General features: G+C 67.5%; 20 protein-coding genes and 2 pseudogenes. 11 read left to right on the forward strand and 11 right to left on the reverse strand.

The features are described 5' to 3' along the window. The first annotated feature begins 117 nt into the window (after nucleotides 1-117). Complete coding sequence (locus CRP45_RS08035; protein ID WP_097244403.1) at nucleotides 118-858, forward strand: TetR/AcrR family transcriptional regulator; 741 nt, start codon at nucleotides 118-120, stop codon at nucleotides 856-858. Nucleotides 859-1,062: 204 nt separating this feature from the next. Here the strand turns inward: CRP45_RS08035 and CRP45_RS35080 are convergent. After that, nucleotides 1,063-1,179: pseudogene (locus CRP45_RS35080) on the reverse strand (RNA polymerase subunit sigma-70); the annotation flags it as partial. Nucleotides 1,180-1,244: 65 nt separating this feature from the next. Between CRP45_RS35080 and CRP45_RS08040 the strand changes: the two are divergent. Next, nucleotides 1,245-2,007: pseudogene (locus tag CRP45_RS08040) on the forward strand (DUF899 domain-containing protein). 77 nt (nucleotides 2,008-2,084) lie between these two features. Here CRP45_RS08040 and CRP45_RS08045 read toward each other — a convergent pair. Next, the gene (locus tag CRP45_RS08045) at nucleotides 2,085-2,420 is read right to left on the reverse strand and encodes a DUF4333 domain-containing protein (RefSeq protein ID WP_067780534.1); all 336 of its coding nucleotides are present in this window, start codon (nucleotides 2,418-2,420) and stop codon (nucleotides 2,085-2,087) included. A gap of 311 nt (nucleotides 2,421-2,731) precedes the next feature. On the opposite strand from CRP45_RS08045, the gene CRP45_RS08050 reads away from it, so the two are divergent. The 4 genes from CRP45_RS08050 to CRP45_RS08065 all read left to right on the forward strand — a co-directional run bounded on the left by CRP45_RS08050 (nucleotide 2,732) and on the right by CRP45_RS08065 (nucleotide 6,180). Beyond that, nucleotides 2,732-3,955: an FAD-dependent monooxygenase gene (locus tag CRP45_RS08050; RefSeq protein WP_097244657.1), complete on the forward strand. Its 1,224-nt coding sequence runs from the start codon at nucleotides 2,732-2,734 to the stop codon at nucleotides 3,953-3,955. 334 nt (nucleotides 3,956-4,289) lie between these two features. After that, the gene (locus tag CRP45_RS08055; protein ID WP_245909972.1) at nucleotides 4,290-5,003 is read left to right on the forward strand and encodes a histidine phosphatase family protein; all 714 of its coding nucleotides are present in this window, start codon (nucleotides 4,290-4,292) and stop codon (nucleotides 5,001-5,003) included. Between the two features lie 314 nt (nucleotides 5,004-5,317). Continuing rightward, a complete protein-coding gene (locus tag CRP45_RS08060) occupies nucleotides 5,318-5,653 on the forward strand; it encodes an ArsR/SmtB family transcription factor (protein WP_179830793.1) in 336 nt (111 codons plus the stop codon). After that, nucleotides 5,650-6,180 (forward strand): SRPBCC family protein, encoded by a 531-nt coding sequence (locus tag CRP45_RS08065; protein ID WP_067780526.1) that lies wholly within the window; start codon nucleotides 5,650-5,652, stop codon nucleotides 6,178-6,180. The genes CRP45_RS08060 and CRP45_RS08065 overlap by 4 nt, the downstream gene beginning before the upstream one ends. An 88-nt stretch (nucleotides 6,181-6,268) precedes the next feature. On the opposite strand, the gene CRP45_RS08070 is transcribed toward CRP45_RS08065, so the two are convergent. The 4 genes from CRP45_RS08070 to CRP45_RS08085 form a co-directional block, all read right to left on the reverse strand. Further along, a complete protein-coding gene (locus tag CRP45_RS08070) occupies nucleotides 6,269-8,107 on the reverse strand; it encodes an acyl-CoA dehydrogenase family protein (protein ID WP_179830794.1) in 1,839 nt (612 codons plus the stop codon). Nucleotides 8,108-8,263: 156 nt separating this feature from the next. Further along, a complete protein-coding gene (locus CRP45_RS08075) occupies nucleotides 8,264-9,613 on the reverse strand; it encodes a cytochrome P450 (protein ID WP_245909973.1) in 1,350 nt (449 codons plus the stop codon). Next, nucleotides 9,535-10,701: a cytochrome P450 family protein gene (locus CRP45_RS08080; RefSeq protein ID WP_097244407.1), complete on the reverse strand. Its 1,167-nt coding sequence runs from the start codon at nucleotides 10,699-10,701 to the stop codon at nucleotides 9,535-9,537. Before CRP45_RS08080 ends, CRP45_RS08075 begins: the two co-directional genes overlap by 79 nt. 298 nt (nucleotides 10,702-10,999) lie before the next feature. After that, nucleotides 11,000-11,338 (reverse strand): hypothetical protein, encoded by a 339-nt coding sequence (locus CRP45_RS08085; protein WP_097244408.1) that lies wholly within the window; start codon nucleotides 11,336-11,338, stop codon nucleotides 11,000-11,002. A gap of 185 nt (nucleotides 11,339-11,523) precedes the next feature. Here CRP45_RS08085 and CRP45_RS33215 point away from each other — a divergent pair, with 185 nt between their 5' ends. Then, nucleotides 11,524-11,769 carry a hypothetical protein gene (locus tag CRP45_RS33215; protein WP_143861373.1) on the forward strand — a complete coding sequence of 82 codons (246 nt, stop codon included), beginning with the start codon at nucleotides 11,524-11,526 and terminating at the stop codon, nucleotides 11,767-11,769. A gap of 225 nt (nucleotides 11,770-11,994) precedes the next feature. Next, nucleotides 11,995-12,657: a chymotrypsin family serine protease gene (locus CRP45_RS08090; RefSeq protein WP_067780505.1), complete on the forward strand. Its 663-nt coding sequence runs from the start codon at nucleotides 11,995-11,997 to the stop codon at nucleotides 12,655-12,657. A 74-nt stretch (nucleotides 12,658-12,731) separates the two neighbouring features. Here CRP45_RS08090 and CRP45_RS08095 read toward each other — a convergent pair whose 3' ends face one another. Further along, a complete protein-coding gene (locus tag CRP45_RS08095) occupies nucleotides 12,732-13,265 on the reverse strand; it encodes an FHA domain-containing protein (RefSeq protein WP_245909974.1) in 534 nt (177 codons plus the stop codon). Nucleotides 13,266-13,854: 589 nt separating this feature from the next. Here CRP45_RS08095 and CRP45_RS08100 point away from each other — a divergent pair. From CRP45_RS08100 to CRP45_RS08110, 3 genes are read left to right on the forward strand one after another with little or no spacing between them, the layout of a single operon-like run. Beyond that, a complete protein-coding gene (locus tag CRP45_RS08100) occupies nucleotides 13,855-14,727 on the forward strand; it encodes a MetQ/NlpA family ABC transporter substrate-binding protein (protein ID WP_097244410.1) in 873 nt (290 codons plus the stop codon). Continuing rightward, nucleotides 14,724-15,743 (forward strand): methionine ABC transporter ATP-binding protein, encoded by a 1,020-nt coding sequence (locus CRP45_RS08105; RefSeq protein ID WP_097244411.1) that lies wholly within the window; start codon nucleotides 14,724-14,726, stop codon nucleotides 15,741-15,743. The genes CRP45_RS08100 and CRP45_RS08105 overlap by 4 nt, the downstream gene beginning before the upstream one ends. Nucleotides 15,744-15,745: 2 nt before the next feature. Then, on the forward strand, nucleotides 15,746-16,408 hold the full coding sequence (locus tag CRP45_RS08110; RefSeq protein ID WP_097244660.1) for a methionine ABC transporter permease: 663 nt from the start codon (nucleotides 15,746-15,748) through the stop codon (nucleotides 16,406-16,408). A gap of 3 nt (nucleotides 16,409-16,411) precedes the next feature. On the opposite strand, the gene CRP45_RS08115 is transcribed toward CRP45_RS08110, so the two are convergent. The 4 genes from CRP45_RS08115 to CRP45_RS08130 all read right to left on the reverse strand — a co-directional run bounded on the left by CRP45_RS08115 (nucleotide 16,412) and on the right by CRP45_RS08130 (nucleotide 18,610). After that, nucleotides 16,412-16,921 carry a GNAT family N-acetyltransferase gene (locus CRP45_RS08115; RefSeq protein WP_245909975.1) on the reverse strand — a complete coding sequence of 170 codons (510 nt, stop codon included), beginning with the start codon at nucleotides 16,919-16,921 and terminating at the stop codon, nucleotides 16,412-16,414. 75 nt (nucleotides 16,922-16,996) lie between these two features. Then, nucleotides 16,997-17,440 carry a DUF4189 domain-containing protein gene (locus CRP45_RS08120; RefSeq protein ID WP_097244412.1) on the reverse strand — a complete coding sequence of 148 codons (444 nt, stop codon included), beginning with the start codon at nucleotides 17,438-17,440 and terminating at the stop codon, nucleotides 16,997-16,999. 188 nt (nucleotides 17,441-17,628) lie between these two features. Further along, nucleotides 17,629-18,048 (reverse strand): DUF4189 domain-containing protein, encoded by a 420-nt coding sequence (locus CRP45_RS08125; RefSeq protein ID WP_245910013.1) that lies wholly within the window; start codon nucleotides 18,046-18,048, stop codon nucleotides 17,629-17,631. A 136-nt stretch (nucleotides 18,049-18,184) separates the two neighbouring features. Then, nucleotides 18,185-18,610, reverse strand: coding sequence for a DUF4189 domain-containing protein (locus tag CRP45_RS08130; RefSeq protein WP_067780496.1), 426 nt, complete (start codon nucleotides 18,608-18,610; stop codon nucleotides 18,185-18,187). Between the last annotated feature and the right edge of the window lie 10 nt (nucleotides 18,611-18,620).

An 18,620-nucleotide genomic window follows, 5' to 3' on the forward strand; every position in this document is an offset into this window, starting at 1 on the left:
AGAACAGCGTTCTCGCTTGGTTCGACACTATGCCCGGAGGTCGAACACTGTCAAGAACAGTGTTCTCGAAAGCATCGATCGTTCTCGGATCGGTCACGCGTTCTCTACACTGGCCTCATGTCCGCCCCCTCACTGCGCGCCCGCGTCCGCACGGAAATGATCGAGGAGATCAAGGCCGCCGCCCGCCGACGCCTGGCAACGGACGGGGCCGACCTCTCGCTCCGCGGCGTCGCCCGCGATCTGGGAATCGTCGCCTCGGCGCTCTACCGCTACTTCCCCAGCCGAGACGATCTCCTCACCACCCTCATCCTCGAGGGCTACGAATCCCTCGGCGCGGCAGCCGCTTCCGCCGCCGCGGCGCCGCCCGACGACGACTACCGCGGCCGCTGGCTCGCGGCCTGTACCGCCGTCCGCGACTGGGCCCTTGCCCACCCCGCGGAATACGGTCTGCTGTACGGCAGCCCGGTCCCCGGCTACAAGGCCCCGGCCGACACCATCGGCCCGGCCTCGGTCGTGGTACTCCTGCTCTCCGATATCGCCACCGAGGCAGCCGCTGCCGGACACATCGATCCCCCACCGGCGTCTACCCCGCTCCCCACCCCCGTCCGCACCGACCTGCGCGCCCTGATCGAGCGGCGCATACAGACCGAACAGCTGACCGGCAACCTTCCAGAGGACGTCCTCGACCGCGTATTCGCCGGCTGGACACAGCTTTTCGGCCTGATCAACTTCGAGATCTTCGGCCGCCTCGACGGCACCATCGAGGCTCGCGCGGAGTATTTCACCCACCATATGACCCTCATGGCCGATCTCGTCGGACTGCCCGACACCCCCGAGCGATACCGGGCCACCACCTAGCCGGCCGCACCCCATTCGTCGACGGCGACCGATAAACGCCAGCAGGCGCGCACCTCCTCCAGGGCGCCGAATCCCGCCCGAGCCCGGCTAGCGGCAGTGCCGAGGCCAGCGCGACCGGGGTCCGAGTGGATAGCCCGTAATCATTCCACTTGCCACCCGTCGGCGCGCCGATCGCGCGGCCCGTCCTTCGCCCGAGCGCTCCTTCGAACCGAGCATGCGATAACAGTGCGCGATCGGTTCGGCACGGAACGGCGCCGCCTGCTCGATGAAATCCTCCTGGACCGGCGCGGTCGTACTGCTGGGTCTCGATGTTGCGGAGATGGGCACCCCTACCGGTAGAGACTCGTCCGGCGGCCGGAATGGCTCACGAAAGGAAGGTCATCGCAATGAACACACCGCCGATCGTCACGCCACAGGAATGGGAGACAGCGTGGCAGCAGCTGCTCGTGAAGGAGAAGGAGCTGACCCGCGCACGCGACGCGCTGGCCGCATTGCGACGGCGTATGCCGTGGCAGGCCGTGGACAAGGACTACGTGTTCGAGGGACCCGAGGGCAAGGCCAGCTTGCTCGATCTGTTCCGGGGTCGACGTCAGCTGATCGTCTACCGCGCCTTCTTCGAGCCGGGCGTGGACGGCTGGCCCGACCACGCCTGCCGCGGCTGCTCCATGATGGCCGATCATGTCCCCAACCTCGCCCACCTGAACGCCCGCGACACCACACTCGTGTACGCCTCCCGCGCGCCGCAGGCGGACATCGAGAGGTTGAAGGCGCGGATGGGGTGGGATATGCCGTGGTACACGATCACCGACGACTTCGACGCCGACTTCGGCGTGGACGAATGGCACGGCACCAACGCGTTCATCCGCGACGGCGACGACCATATATTCCGCACCTACTTCATCCACGACCGCGGCGACGAGGCGCTGGGTACCACGTGGAGCTACCTCGATATGACCGCACTGGGCCGCCAAGAGCAGTGGGAGGACTCACCGGAGGGCTACCCGCAGACCCCGCCCTACGAATGGTGGGACTGGCACGACGGATACGGGCAGCACGCGCCGTCGCGGTGGTTCGGCGACCCCGACCCGGACAACCCCAAATGACCAACGGCCGCCGCGAGCCGACTCGGAGGGCCGCGCCGCCACATGATCGACAGGACCAGTCGACTCGGCGCGGTCATAGGAGGGCGAGCGAGCCGGCGCACCGCCGAACCCTGGGTCCAGGATCTACGAACGGTCCACCGTGATCTCGCCCTGGTCGCTGACAATCTTGACAATCACATCCTCGAAGTGGAGGTATCTCCGGACCTCGCATTCGAACTGGTTGCCCACCTCGACCACGACGGACCCGGGGCAGCTCACCCGGCCCGCCGGCTCGTCTCCCACGCCCTGCAGCATGTTCGCCACCTGCTGCTCCAACGCCGCCTGGTCCAGCACCCGCGGCTGTTCGACCGGGCCCAGATCGGTGCTCATCACCTTCACGGTCACCGCCACCGCGCACACGGCGACCACCGCGGAGGACACCGCCATGACGGAACGGGCGAAGTTCTGTTGATCGACCACGCCGATAGTCCTATCCCCGCCAAGAGAACTTGGCAAGACCACTCGAGGCGCACACCTTTCGGTGCGCTGCGGCCGGAACCCGTTCCGCGAGCGCCGAACCCGGAGGTCCGGCGCTGCCCAGAACGAGCCGTGGTTAGAGTCCAGCAGACGAAATACCGACGCATGAACGCCAACTCATCGACACGGTCTGGGGTGCACCGATGAATTCTTGGTGGATCGGTCGTCGATACCCCTGGATGCACCGGCAGTGGTGGGTCGGAACAGAAGCAATCGATCCGGACGATGATTCGGCGGGGTCAGTGGGAGGCGCGGTGGGCGGTATCAGAGTGTTGGTGGCGGGAGCGAGCATTGCCGGGCCCGCGCTGGCCCACTGGCTGCACCGGCGGGGAGCCGTGGTGACGGTGGTGGAGCGGGCCGCCGAACTGCGTCTCGGTGGTCAGGCCGTGGACGCGCGTGGAGTGACCAAGGAAGTCATTCGGCGCATGGGGCTGGACCCGACGGTCCGCGCGGCCTGCACACAGACCATCGGCGCACACACCGTGGACGCGGACGGGAACGTGCTCGAGACCTTCGGCGTGGACGACGACGGCGGCGACGGATTCATCGCCGAGATCGAGATCCTGCGCGGTGACTTGTCGCGGGTGCTCTACGAGGACACCCGTGCCGATGTCGAATATGTCTTCGGCGACCGGATCGCCGAGCTCTCCCAGGACGCGGACGGGGTCGAGGTGGTCTTCGACAGCGGTAACCGGCGGCGTTTCGAGCTGGTGGTCGGAGCCGACGGGCTGCATTCGGCGCTGCGCGCAATGGTTTTCGGGCCGCACGAGCGGTTCGTCCGCCACCTCGGGCACGTGCTGGCCTTCTTCAGTGTGCCCAACGAGTTCGGGCTCGACAAATGGCTGATCGAGTACCAGCAGTCCGGGCGCTCAGCCGGGCTACGGCCGATACAGGACGCCACCCGGGCGATGGCCATGTTCTCCTTCCCCGCGGCCGACATCGATGTCGATTACCGCGATATCGAGGCCCAGAAGCGGCTGCTGCGTGAGCGGATGGACGGCATGGGCTGGTTGACCCCGCGCATCCTCGCGCATCTGGACGACACCCCGGACTTCTATCTCGACCAGGTCGCCCAGGTCGTGATGGATCGCTGGTCGCGTGGGCGGGTTGGGTTGCTCGGCGACGCGGCGTTCAGCTCCTCCCCGATGTCGGGCCAGGGCACCGGGCTGGCCCTGGTCGGCGCCTACGTGCTTGCCGGCGAGCTGGCCGCCGCCGAATGGAATCCAGAGATCGGTTTCGCCCGCTACGAGGCGCGGATGCGCTCGTTCGTCGGGGCCAATCAGCAGATCGCCCAATTGAACGCGCGCAGCCGCGAGGTCCCCGGCTCCGATGCCGAGCCGGGCCCCGATTTCACCGGAGAGTGGTTCGCCGAGCTGGTCGAGCGCGCGATCAACGGGATCGACCTGCCCGACTACGCGGGGCTGCCGGACACCGGAGTCCCGGCCGGACCACCGACCACCTCGTCGGCCAAGCCGTAGGTGCCACTCAACGAGTCGAACGCGACGAGGCCCGGTGCCTGAACCGCCTGTCCGCGGGCAAGCTGGGGATGCCATTCAGGAGGACCGAATCGCTCCGGTGCTCAAGGATCTTCGCGTGCTCATCCTCGCCCCCTACCGGTGGTAGCGCCTGCGCGCAGTACGGTGCGCGAAGGATCCCGATGAATGGGATGCCTCGTAGTCGATCCGCGCGAATAGCTGCTTCTGTGAGACGCGACACCCCAAATTCCGGTCATCGGCATACCTGAAGTGGCATTCGCCACGATGAAAGGCATTCCCACCTATGCGAATCCGATCTCTTCGAATTTCCATTGCGGTGGCAGCGACCGCGGTCGCGGCCACAACCGCTGTCACCGGCGTCGCGTCCGCCGATATCGACTTCGGAAGCTCCGGCAGCAGTTCCGGAAGCAGCTCCGGCAAAATGGTCATCACCCTGGTGCGCCATGCCGAGTCCGCCGGTAACGCCTCCGGCCTGATCGATACCAAGGTGCCCGGACCCGACCTGACCGCACGTGGCCGGACACAGGCAGACAACCTCGCTATCCAGCTGGCCGACAAGAACTACGACTGCGCCTTCGCGTCCAACATGGTGCGTACCGAGCAGACCGCGGCGCCGACCGTCGCCAAGCAGGACCTGAGCCTCACCATTCAGCCCGGTTTCCGGGAGATCGAGGCAGGCCAGTACGAGGGCACCCCGGAGCGCGATTCGCTGTCCGGGTACCTGCAGGCGCCGATCAAGTGGCTCTCCGGCGACCTCAGCGCACGGATTCCAGGCTCCATCGACGGCAACGAGTTCGACGGCCGCGTCGATCAGGCACTGCTCGATGTGCAGAGCCGCAAATGCACCAACCCGGTGATCTTCTCGCACGGCGGGACCATCATGTTCTGGTCCATGATGAACGCCGACAACGCCGACAAGGGCAAACTCAGCAGCGATCCGATGCGCAACGGCGGCCGCGTCGTCCTCGAGGGCAGCCCGCAGAAGGGCTGGACGATTGTCGAGTGGGTCGGCCACCCGGACCTCGGCTGATCTACCCTTCCGCGCCCCGGATGTCACCGACACAATCGATGGCACCGGGGCGCAGTCGTATCTCAGCCCAGGGGGCGGATTTCGCGGTGCCTGCTCGACACGCTCCCACGCATCCTCGCCAACACGCCCTTCATGATCAACCGTGTTGCGACACAAGCTAGAACCCGGCATCCGCTGCGGGGTCAGCCTTCAGGAGTTACCGACAAGGACATCGTCCTGGGCTCATTGGTCGGCGTGCTCCCCGCGCGGGCGTGGACAAACTAATTCAACCAAATGGTTGACGATTGCGGCGCGTCGAGCGCATACTCAACCATGTGGTTGAACAAGAATCCGACCGGCTGGACGCGCTGTTCCACGCGCTGTCGCACCCCACACGCCGCGCCATGCTGCGCAGGCTGGCCGACGGGGCGCACAGTGTTGGCGAGTTGGCCGAGCCGTACGCGATGACACTGGCCGGGGCGTCCAAGCACATTCAGGTGCTCGAGCGCGCGGGGTTGGTGCGGCGGACGGTGCACGGCCGGGTTCATGTCTGCCGCCTCGACGCGCGGCCGATCCGGGACGGCGCCGAGTGGATGCGCTTCTACGAGCGCTTCTGGACCGAGCGACTCGACAGGCTCGAAGAACTACTCCGAACCGAGGATGAAACATGACGGCACAACAGATTTCCGGCTACGGCACGGTGACCGAACCCGGCGCGGTGCGCATGGAACGACTGCTGCCCGGCCCCATCGAGCGGGTGTGGCGGTACCTGACCGACGCCGAACTGCGGCGCACCTGGCTGGCGGACGGCGAGATGGCGCGGGCGGCGGGCGGCGAGGTCGAACTGATCTGGCGCAATTCCGAACTCACCGGCGCCGACGATCCGGCGCCGCCGCAGTACGCGGGCGAGCACCGGATGCGCGGCGAGGTCCTTGCCTGGGAGCCGCCGCGACTGCTGTCGTTCACCTGGGGCGACGGGTCCGAGGTGACGTTCACGCTGGAGCAGGTCGGCGAACAGGTTCGCCTGGAACTCACCCACCGCAAGCTGCCCGATCGCGGCGCCCTGCTCAGCGTCTCCGGCGGCTGGCACAGCCACCTCGATCTGCTGGTCACCCGGCTGGCGGGCAGCACGCCGGAACCGTTCTGGCCCAAGCTCGCTCGGCTCGAGGCGGAGTACGCCGAGCGCATCCCGGAGTAGCGGACCGCGATTCGCGCTCGAACGGACACGCCGGGATCTACACCGCGGTCGCGACCACCGGTGGCGACCGCGGTTCGGTGTCCTGCGGCTAAGACCAGCGACCGGTCCAACCGGCGTACTCCATCCATCGTTCGACGTAGGCGGCCGGTCTGTCGCCGATCTTCCTCGACCCGCCGGTGTTGTCGGTGGCGAAGATCGGGCCGGGCAGTGCCGGAATGGCGAAGGCTTCCACCATGCCCGGCAGATGGCCCGCCAGCTCGGCGTAGTGCCGCTGCAACTGGGTTTCGACGCGCGCGGCGAGCTCCGACGACATCGAGCCGCGGGCGGTGTACCACGCACCGTGGGCGTCGACGCGTCCGAGCGCGTACGCCGCGGCGGTCGACTCGATCAGTCGGCGAGCGGCCGGGTCGACCGTTCGAGCGGCGGCGATGACGAGTGCGGTCGTCGCGAGCCGATCTCCGGTGGTGGCGGCCAGCTCGATCGCCGCCGAGTCCCGACCGAGGACGACACCTGCGGATCGGTAGCGGCCGTCTTCCATCGCGCCGGCGAGCGCGTGTTCACGATCGACGAGCAGATCGAGGTACCACGGAAGCTGTGCGGGCGTGTTCGGTAGTCGAAGTTCGGTCAACCCCGGGGATAGCCCGGCCATGACCAGCAGAATCTGGTTCTCACCCTCGGCGGTGATGATCGCTTCCAGATTGCCGAGCCAGTCCACCAGGTGGTTGACGCGCAAGGCGCCCTGCGCCGCGGCGCGCTCGCGGCAGATCCTGAGCGCGTTGTCGGCGGCGTGGGTCAGCAAGGGTTTGGCCAGCGCCGACCACAGCCTCTGGTCGGGTTCGTCAGCGGTCGCGCGCATGTCCCGGATCTGTTGTCCCAGTGCGCTTGTCGCGTACACCGACACAAAGGCCGACACCAGGTCCCGCCGCACCGCGTCGCGGTCGGACATCCTCGTGCCGGATCCCGGACGTCGCTGGCGGCTGTAGTTCACCAGTCCTGACAGGCCCGCGCGGGCACTGGCGATGGCCGCGGTCGCCAAGTCGAGGCGTCCGTTGTCCAGGACGGCGATCGCGCGATGGAAACGGCGGCGCGGCGGGAGCACACAGTGAAACCGACCGTCCTCGTCGAACCGCGCCCACTCACCCCCCAACAGCGCTTCGCGCGGCAGCCACACCCGATCGAATCGCAGCATCGCGTGATCCATCGGCGCGGACGCTTTGTCCGGCAGCGTGACCACCTCCACACCGGCCGCGAGCCCGTCGGAGGTGCGCATCCGCAACAGAAACGGCAGCACACCCTCGTCGCGACCCTCGATCATCAGCCGGGCGGTGACCACGACGGTCTTCGGCACCCCGTCGTCACCGACGTTCGGCATGAACTTCGCGGCTTCCGGTGACGGCGTGGTCAGCCAGAACCCCTTGGAGACGGGGTCCCACTCGGCGATGGTCTGCTGGTCGGCCCCGTTCGTTCCGCCGAGTTCGGTCAGCGCGAGCACTCCCATCGCGGCGCCGGAATCCAGGTCCGCCAGACATTCCTGCTGGTAGGGCCAGCCGTTCCCGTGGGCGAGGATCGCGCCGATCGCGAGGTCGAAGTGGCCGGTCAGCACCAGCAGCAGTCGTGGTGCGGCGACCTGAGCCCAGTCGCACAGCGCGCCGCGCAGCTGCGTGTCGGTCGCGATATCGCTGGCGGGGCGGCCAAGGGCCGCGATGACCGCGCGCAGCAGATCGGGTGCGGCCTTGGTCTGCTGGGCGAAGGTCAGGCCGGACCGCGGGAGATCCCCGAGGCCGGCGACGATGTCACGGACTCGAAGGTGCAGGTCGGTGTGCGCGCCGAAGATCACCTCCCGCAACGCTCGCACGGTCGAGCCCGAATCATCGAGCTCCAGCAGAGATTCGGAGGACAGGTCGACGGGAAGTTCAGCTCTGGTCATTGCCTCACCCTTGGGACTGCCGACGACCGCGCGATTGTCCACTGCGTCGAGCGCGGAGGCGCGGTCGCGGGCGGAACGAAATAGGAAACGCCTGCCGAGCCGAGCGCCGCACGGCGCTCGGCTCGATCTCATCTGGTCGGACTCAGTTCATATGCCTCACCCGACATTCAGTGGCGGCATCTTGGGGAAGGCGACCGGCAGGGCTGCCAGCGCTCGATGGAACGGACCTGGGCGCCACACCAGGTCCTGCGCCGGGACCGCCAGCCCCAATTCCGGAAGTGCGTCCAGGAGCTGGTCGATGGCATCCTGGGCGATCTGGAACGCGGATGCCTGCGCCTGGCGCGGACATTGGTGCGGGCTCGGACCGCCCCACCCCAAACTCCACGCCGCTCCGTGGCCGAAGTATTGGCCGTTGTTCATCGCCGGGTCGTTGCTGCACGCCGCCATGCTGATGATCACCGGTTCGTTCGCGGGCAGTGACGCCCCCGCGATCATGACGGGGTTGGGCGGGTAGGTGATGCAGTAGTTGGCCAGCGGCGGGTCGGTGGCCAGGATCTCTTCCAGCGCCGCACGGGTCAGCGGCGCCGAACCGAGATTGTCCGTCTCCCAACGGCTGTCGGTGAGCATCAACCGCAACGTGTTGGCGATCAGGTTCTGCTGCGGTTCGATGCCCGCCGCGTAGCAGGTGACCAGCGCGTTGATCAGCTCCTTGTCGTCCAGGTCGGCCGGATGCTGGACGAGTCGGGTCGCGACGTCCTCGGCGGGATGGGCCCGTTTGAGCTCGACGAGCTCGAGCAGCGCGTCGTCGAGCATCGCGTTGACCGTGGCCGTGTCCACGCCCTCGAACATGGCCGCCGACGCCGCGGCCACCCGCTCGCCGATCTCCGGCGGACACCCGAGGATGTGGTTGAGCACGCTGAACACCAGCGGTTGCACGTATTGGCTGATGAGATCGGCCTCGCCCGCCCGGCAGAACGAGTTGATCAGCGGAACCGCGATCCGCTCGACGACCGCGTGCAGCGAATGCAGATCCACACCGGCCAGAGCATCGTTGGTCGCCGTACGGTAGCGAATGCGAGTCGCACCGACATTGCGCAGCGCATTGGGCCGCCATTCCACCATCGGCAGGATCGGCGAATCCGGATCGATGGTCTTCTGCCAGGCCCGCGGGTCGGCCGGGAAACGCGTTTCGTCGCCGAGGATCTTCACCGCGGTCGAGTAGCCGATGACCAGGGTCGCCGGAATGCCCGGGTCGATCTCGACCGGCACCAGCGGTCCGTAACGGCGACGCATGTCTTCGTAGGCTCGGTGCGGATCGTGAGCGAACTCGGGGCTGTAGAGCGAGATTCGTGGTCCGATCAACTCGATGGGGCGTGGTTCGGCGCCCTCACGAAGTGGCGCCTGCTGCGGCTGCACGCGGCTTCTCCTTAGAGATTCAGGGGTGGGGTTTTGGGAAAGGTCACCGGTAGAGCTGTCAACGCGCGGTGGAAAGCGCCGCGCCGCCATTGCGGCTGCTCGGCGAGCTCGATCTCCGGCAGGACATCGAGTAGCTGTTCGACCGCCTCGGTGGCGATCACCATGGCCACCGCCTGAGCCTTGTCCGGGCACGTATGCGGTCCCGCTCCCCACGCCAGATGCGAACGGTTGCCGGTGCGATCGCCGCCGCTGATCGTCGGATCGTTGTTGGATGCCGCCATGCTGGTGATCACCGGCTGATTCGGCGGGAGCATCGTGGCGCCGATGATCTGCGGCTGACGCGGGTAGCCGACACAGCCGTTGGGCATCGGCGGGTCACCGAACAGCACGTCGTCGATCGCGTCTCTCGTCGATAGGGATCCGCCGAGAAGGACGTCGCGGAACGAGACGTCGTTGGTCATCTCGAGCAGCGTGTTGGCGATCAAGTTCCAGGTGGGCTCGGCGCCGCCCTCGTACATCATGCCGACGGTCCGGGTGATCTCCGCGTCGCTGAACCGGCTCGGATGCGTCAGCAATGCCGACATCACATCCGAGCCCGGCCGCGAACGTTTGTCCGCCAGCGCCGTGCGGACGACCACGGCCAACTGCTCGGCAGCCGCCTCCGCCGCTGCCGCGTCGGCGGCGTCGCGCAGGTGCGTCAACGCGGCGAACGCGGCGTCGTCCGCCTCGGGCGGGAAACCCACCAGGGCGTTCATCACCCGCACGGTCAGCGGTACCGCGTACTCGTTGAGCAGATCGGCGGCACCTTCACCGCAGAACGAGTTGATCAGCGGTACCGCGTTGGCGATGACGTCGGTGCGCAGCGCGTGCAGGTCGACCCGAGCCAGACAGTCGATGTAGGCCTGCCGGTAGCGGGTGTGGTCCTCGCCCCTCGCGGAGCTCGGCCGCCACTGCGACAGCGGCAGTGCGGGCCATCCCGCCTTCGCGGACAGATCCGTGGGATCGGTCGGGAAACGCGCCGGGTCGCCGAGAATCTGCAGCGCCTCACGGTAGCCGAGCACCAACGTCGCGGCGACCCCGTCGGCCAGCTCGACGGGAGCCAGCGGGCCGTATTCCTTCCGGAGCGCGGAATACGCACCGTGCGGATCAGCGGCGAACGCCTCCGAATCCAGCCTCACGGGCGTCGGCCTCGACCGTCCGCGCGGGCTGCGATATCCGCAACCCGACGCACGGTCGGATTTCTCGGTGTCGATCTCACAGCAAAAACCCCCTACAAATCGAATACTTCGATGAAAGCTACTCGAGCACGAACGATTTCAAGCTGCGTAGATGAAGCGGCCGCGCGTCGACGCGGTCCGGTGAAGCTGAGTCGGCAATCCGCCGGCGACCCCGAAACCCCGGTCGCCCTGTGCCGCAAGGACTCAGCCGCTGCGTAGACCAGCCGAACCGAGTTCGGTCCAGTGCCACGCCTGCCGCTCAGTAAACTTGCGGCAGTTGAAAAGTGTTCGACCAAAACAGGTTTCGATCACATCGGAGGATCATACCTACCGGAACCATCACTCGCAGCTCGACTGCAGGACAAGCAACTTCGGTGCACACGGCCGGAAACGGCGCGGCGCGGTCGATTCGAGTTCGGGCCGGCTCTCGATGCGGTACGACAGGCATTCCGGGGAGCGGACCGCTCGGCAGGTGGGCAACGCGCGCGTACAGCAGCCGCAGGTCCGCTCGCGGTCCGACCGCCATGGCGACCGCGACGGCGTGGTTCGGCGCGATGATCGGATCGTCGCCGCCGACGGCGCGCAGCGTCAGCGCCACCTGCGCGGTCGGCGCCAGCGCGGGGTGGCAACACAGACGACGACGTGGACCGGTCCAACCCGAGGTCTGAGTGTTTCCAACCCGCGGGAGGAAGATCTTGCGCGCCCTCTGCGACGAGAGTTGGTTGTGTCATTCCGGGACGCCTTCCGGGGCGTCCCGAAAAGCGCTCAGTTGAAGGAAAGATCATGAAATCAACCAAAATGCGCGCAGCCGTCGCAGCGGTAGCGATCGCACCGATGATCGCCCTCGGCTCAGGCGTTGCTACCTCGGCCCCGGCCGTCGAACCTCCTGTGCCCGTCCAGGTGGCGCCTGCCTCCGACCAAGTACCCGCGGAGGTCGAGCCCGCCCTTCTGTGGTGGAACCCCTTCCTGTGGTGGGTCTGCTTCGTGCCGCCGATCTTCCCGTTCGGTACGGGCATCTGCTTGGTCTGACCTGAGCAGCAACGCGACAATGCCATAAAGGCCGCGCGTCACTCACCCGTCGGGTGGTGATGTGTAGTAGTAGTGCTTGAACAAGCACCTCCAACCAGACTCGATGCCAGAGAGAACACAACGACAAGGCCTGATGCCGTCGCGCCGATAGGTCTTGTGCGAGAAATGTGCCGACGTCATTCGCGCCGCACGGGAGTATCGCGGCCCCAGCGATGGGATGGACAAATGTTCAGGAAACTCGCAGTGGCCGCTCTCGCACTCGCGGCAGGCGCGCTGTCAGCCGGGGCACAGCCAGCCATCGCACAGGCCGCGGACCCGGCGGTGCTCGGCGGCGGCTCCGGCATTGTCATCGGCGACCAGGGCGTCTGCACGCTCACTACGATCGGGCACGATGCCGCAGGTCGGCTGGTCGGTCTCACCGCAGCTCACTGCGATGCGGCGGGCACCACCGTCGTCGCGGAGGCACACCGTGACGCCGGCGTCGTCGGCACGTTCGCCTACACGAACCCGGAGATGGACTACGCCGTCATCGAGTTCGACGCGGACAGCGTCATCCCCGTCGATCGCGTGGGCAATACGACGATCACCGAATTGGGTGGTCCGGCGCGGTTCCCGGACATCGCATGCAAGCAGGGGTACACCACGGGCCAGACCTGCGGACTCGCCTACGGCGATGTGTTCGAGACCAACAACTGGGCGTGGACCCAGATCTGCGTCCTACCCGGCGACTCCGGCGCACCGATCGTGGTCGGGACGACACTGGTCGGCATGGTCAACGGCTACCTGTACGTGCCGTGCCTCGGACCGCAGCTGGGCGGGAACATGGCCGCCATCATCGAGGACATCGACGCGCGCGGTGGCGTCGGCGCGGGCTTCCGCCCGATCTGACCTCCCACCGCGCCGAAAGGAGTCGCCGCTCCGCACGCGGCGCCGAGGGACATAAACGGAGATCGAACGAACCCCTACCGATCGTGATAGTCGATCACGCCGCTCTCCATGGCACGTTCGACCAGGAACACGCGTTTCTGATTCGGCGGCAGGGCTTCGACGTCGAAAATCTTGAACAACGCTCGCATGTGGGTTTTGACCGTGGCGACGCTCAGGCACAGATCATGGGCGATCTGCCAGTTCGACGCGGGATAGGTGAACGCGGTCTCGGAGTCGTACGGACGACACAGCGCCTCCAGAATCGAATACTGAGCGTCGGTCAGCGAGTTCCGGGTCGGCAGCCGCACTTGGACGATCGTCTTCTCGTCTTCGGACGGGCTGCCGTCGGTGAAGACGAACACCGATTTCCCCAGGCGCACCGTATCGCCGGACTCCAGCTTGCGAAATCCGCTGACGCGCTCGCCGTTGACGAAGGTCCCGTTCATCGAGAGACCGTTGTCGATCACGATCCAGCAGCCGCCCACTCGCTCGATGATGGCGTGCAGACGCGAAACAGTCGCGTCGGCCGCCACGATGATGTCCGCGGACTCCGACCGGCCGATCGTCATACGGGTCGCGCCGTGATCGAGGGAAATCTCGCGCCAGACCCCGTGGCGGTCCCGGTGCGACAGTGTGGCACACCCGTCCGACTGTTGCCGCGCCCGTTCGTATGCTGCCGGGTACGCTCGGTTACCCAGCGTCTTTTGCCCGTGTGGCGTGGACATGATGCGTAGTTCCCGTTCCGAAGTACGTCATGACTACGAACACCCGACCCATAACACAGAATGCGCTCTTTCGCGGCCGATTGCACGCGACAAGCCACTGACCTGCGGATTCAGGGGGACTCTTCCGGCTCGGGGCCCGCTTTCGACCCTCCGGCCGAACCGCAGGTGTCGATCTCGGGCCCGCGCACGGGCGCGGAGCCCGCAGCCGATGCGGACCGCCCCCTCACGGCGGTCCGCCGCCCGCCCTCGACGCGCGAAGTTCGGTCGACAGTCAAACTAGACGACTGTCCAACTTTGCGCGAGGGTTCCGCTCACCACTATCGAAATCCTTGTCGTCCCCCGTGCCGCACCGCTTGGATTGCCGGGTTCAGACAAGGCGGGACGGCGGCAACGCGCTGGTCCGCCACCTCGCGACGAGCATTCGGGAGCACGAGTGAAATTCCATCGGGTACTGGCGATCCCGGTCCTGGTAGCAACCGCGGCCCTCACCCTGACCGCGTGCGGCACCGACGACGCGTCCACCGGCACGGTGGTGCGCATCGGCACCACCGATCGGGACCAGGTCTGGGACGTCTTCGAGCGTAAGGCGAAAGACCAGGGCATCACCCTGCGGATCACCAACTTCTCCGACTACCAGCAACCGAACCTCGCGCTCGCGCAGGGACAGATCGATGTCAACCTGTTCCAGCACCTGCAGTTCCTCGGCCAGTACAACGTGGCCAACAACGACACGCTGACCCCGATCGGCTCGACCTACATCGTGCCGCTCGGGCTGTACTCGAAGAAGCACCGGTCGCTGGCCGACATCCCGCAGGGTGGCCGGATCGCCATCCCGAACGACCCGACCAATCAGGCGAGGGCGCTGTTCGTGCTGCAGGCCGCCGGGCTGCTGAAGCTGTCCGGCGACAGCCGCCAGCCCTCCCCCGCCGACATCGACAAGGCCGCCTCCAAGGTCACCGTGACGCCGGTCGACGCGGCGCAGACTGCGCTGTCGCTGGCCTCGACGGACGGCTCGATCATCAACAACACCTTCCTGGAGCGCTCCGGCATCGACCCGGATTCGGCGCTGTACAAGGACGATCCGAGGAATCCGGCCGCCGAGCCGTACATCAACGTCGTCGTCACCAGGGCCGCGGACAAGGACAACCCGCTCTACAAGCGGGTGGTCGACGTCTGGAAGGACCCGGAAGTACAAGCGGCGCACGCGGAGTCGACCAAGAACACCGCGGTCGAGGTGACCCGCCCCGCGGCGGAGCTGGAGCAGATCCTGCGGCGGGTGCAGCAGACCATCCGCGACGGCAAGTGAGCTCGAGGCCGGACGAGCGCGCGGCCGCGGTCGAATTCCGCGGCGTCACCAAGGTTTTCGGTAGCGGCGCCGATCGCCACGTCGCGCTCGACGGCATCGACCTGCGGATCGAGCGCGGCGAGATCTTCGGCGTCATCGGTTATTCCGGCGCGGGCAAGAGCACGCTGGTGCGCCTGATCAACGCGCTGGAGAAGCCGACGAGCGGCGCCGTCCTCGTCTCCGGCACGCCGATCACCGGCGTGCCCGAGTCCCGGGTGCGGCGTATCCGCCGCGACATCGGCATGGTGTTCCAGCAGTTCAACCTGTTCCGCTCGCGCACGGTCGCGGGCAACGTCGAGTACCCACTGAAGATCGCGGGGTGGCGGCGGGCCGAGCGCAAGGCTCGGGTCGCCGAACTGCTCGAGTTCGTAGGCCTCTCGGAGAAGGCGCGCAGCTATCCGGATCAGCTCTCGGGCGGGCAGAAGCAGCGGGTCGGCATCGCGCGAGCGCTGGCGACGTCACCCGCACTGCTGCTGGCCGACGAGGCCACCTCGGCGCTGGACCCGGAGACCACCGGCGAGGTGCTGCGGCTGCTGAAGAAGGTCAATCGCGAACTCGGCGTCACCATCGTGGTGATCACCCACGAGATGGATGTCATCCGCGCGGTGGCCGACCGGGTCGCGGTGCTCGCCGAGGGCCGGATCGTCGAGTTGGCCGAGACCTTCCAGGTCTTCGCGGCGCCGCGGGCGACGCCGACCAAGTCGTTCGTCGGCACCGTGCTGCGCAACCGGCCCGATCCCGGCGAACTGGCCCGGCTGCGCGAACGCCACGGCGGCACGCTGGTCACCGTCGACGTCGACGACGCGCGGGGGCTCGGCCCTGCGCTGACGCTCGCGGCGCACGCCGACGTGCGGTTCGAGGTGGTGTACGGCGGGGTCAGCACATTGCAGGACAAGACCTTCGGCAGCGTCACGCTGGCCCTGCACGGGGCGGACGACGCGGTGGCGAAGGTGATCGACGAACTCGAGCGGAGGTGACCGTGCACACGGATTGGGAGAGACTGCGGCCGGTGCTGACCGAGGCGATCGGCACCACCGTCTACCTCGTGCTGGTCACCTTCGTGGTGGGCGGGCTGATCGGACTCTTTCTCGGCACCGCCCTGTACACCACGCGCAAGGGCGGTCTGCTGGCGAACGCGCCGGTCAACGTGCTGCTCAACGTGCTGGTCAACATCGTGCGGCCGATCCCGTTCCTCATCCTGCTCGCCGCGCTCGGGCCGGTGACGCTGGAGGTGGTCGGCACGACGATCGGCACCGAGGCGGCCGCCTTCGTGATGATCGTGGCGGCCTCGTTCGGGATCGCCCGGATCGTGGAACAGAACCTGGTGACCGTCGATCCCGGCGTGATCGAGGCGGCGCGTGCGGTCGGAGCGGGACCGATGCGGATCATTCTGACGCTGCTAGTCCCGGAGGCGCTCGGTCCGCTGATTCTCGGCTACACCTTCGTGGTGATCGCGATCGTCGACATGTCCGCGATGGCGGGCATCGTGGGTGGCGGCGGACTGGGCGATTTCGCCCTGGTGTACGGGTACCAGCGCTTCGACTGGCAGGTCACCCTGGTCGCCACCCTGATCATCATCGTCGGCGTGCAGGGCATCCAGTTCCTCGGCAACTGGCTGGCGCGCAAGGTGCTGCGCAGGTAGCGGTCAGAGCGCCTGGATGTACCAGTCGAGCGGACCCTCGGCGGGATCGTCGCTGCTGCGCAGATAGTGGAATCTGGCCCGGCGGGCCACGCCCACCGCGGCGGAGCTCGCCGGATCGATCCGCAGCACGACTTCGTCGGCCAAGCCGCTGCCTGCCAGGTACCGGCAACCGAGGATCACCGCCTTGGTCGCCAGGCCCCGGCCGCGATAGGCCGGGTAGATCTCGAAGACCAGGTCGGCCTGACCCGCGGCCAAATAGAACCGACTGGTCTGAATATCCAGGGTGCCGACCAGGGACGCGCCGTGGTCGGCCGTGATCGCGAACAACCGCTCGGGCCCCCCGGAGGCCCAGCTCGCCACACACTTCTCGAAGTGGGCTCGCACGTCCTCCAACGAGCCGAGAGCGCCGCCGGGCCCGCGCGCCCGCCCAGGGCCCGCGGCGGCCAGATGCGCCTCGGCATCGGCGACCGCGATCGGTCGCAGCGCGATCACGCCGTCGGATAGCTGCACCACTCCATAATCGTCAACAAGATCACGATTCGGCAACCGACATCCCGGAGAATTCGCCACAAAGCGGGCGGCGGGGCCTCAGCCCACGTTGGACGTGCAGGCCGAGAGCACCGTGCTGGCCGGCCGCGGCGAGGCGCTGCCGAGGTCGGGGAACGGCGGCGCGCTCAGGCCGAGCACCTGGATCGCGGCGCGCTCGGCCCCGCCCTTGGTGGTGTCCCACGCCCAGCCGACGCGCCCGTCGGCGCCCTGCGCCACGGCGCCGCAGGCATTGCGGAAGTGCACGACCACCTGACAGTCGCGCGCGCCGCACTCATCGATCGCGTTGGCGTCGGCCGCCGCGAGGCTGGTGTAGTTCACCGCGTAGGAGGCGGCACCGGTGCTGCGCGACAGGGCCATGGCGCCGTAGAGATCACCGATCCGGGTCTCCCACGGCTCCGCCTGCTCGGCGACCGCGGGCCCCGCACCGGCGACCACCGCGCCCGCGGCGATGACGCCGACGAAGATACTGCGCGACAACGACATTGGAATTCCTCCCCGTTTCAGAAACGATTCGGGTCAGATCATCGTCCACGAAATCCGAAATGTCCAAAACGCCGGAGCATTTCGAATGAAATACTCGCCCTGCGCATTTCATTGAATAGGGATCGGCGCCGGGGGGTGCTCGCCACGAGCAAGGCCCGAGACGCCGAAATCGAGCTCCGGCGGAAATCTCACCCGACGTTCTTGGTGCAGGCCGACACCGCGACCTGCGCGGCACGCGGAGACGCACTGCCAAGATCGGGGAAGGGCGGCGCGCTCTCGCCGAGCGAGGCCACCGCGATCCGCTCGGCCTCTTCGCGGGAACCTGCTGCGGCCCAGCCGAATCGGCCGTCGGCGCCGCGGGCGATGGCGCCGCAGCCGTCGACGACGTTCAGCACCAGGTCGCAATCGTAGACGTTGCACTCGCGGATGGCCGCGGCGTCGGCCTGGACGCGGCTGGGATGGTCCATCGTGGCAACCACCCGGCCGGTGCTCGGCGAGAACGCCAGCGTGCCGTAGAGCTTGGGCGCCGCGTCGGCCGCACCGGCGGCGACGACCCCGAGGGCGGCGGTGGAGGACACGGCGACGGCAAGGGCCGACTTGCGCAGCACAGACAACAGGATCTCCCCGTTCAGAAGCGATAACGGGGAGATCCTTGCCGAGCGTGCCCGAATTGTCCAGATGTTCAGCGGATCGCGAACGTCAACGCCCCCAGGGCATCTGGACGTTCGGGACGATCAGGGCCGATCAGCGCGCGTTGGCCGTGCAGACGACCTCGACGATACGCACGCCGCTCATGTTGGCGGAGCCGACGTTGGCCAGCAGCGCCGTCGGAGTGACCTCCGCGATCCGCTGGTAACCGGCGCGCTCGGCATCCGCCCTGGTCGGGCCGGACGCCACGACGGCGGCGTCGTTGCTCTCCATCAGCACACCGCAGCCGTTCGCCCACGAGGCAGCCACCTCGCAACCGTCCGTGCCGCAGTCGGCGATCGCCGCGGCGTCGGCGTCGGCGGTGCTCGCCTCGTTGACGCTCACGCCGTACACCAAACTGTTGGGGTTCACCGCGATCGCCGCGTGCTGGCTCGCCGCGTTCGCGGAGCCGGCACCGAGCACCGACCCCACCGCAAGGCTGCTCACCGCGACGGCGAAGCCGACCTTACCCATCAATCTCATCGAATTATCT

Origin of the sequence: Nocardia amikacinitolerans, assembly GCF_900215415.1 — a bacterium.
Lineage (GTDB): Bacteria > Actinomycetota > Actinomycetes > Mycobacteriales > Mycobacteriaceae > Nocardia > Nocardia amikacinitolerans.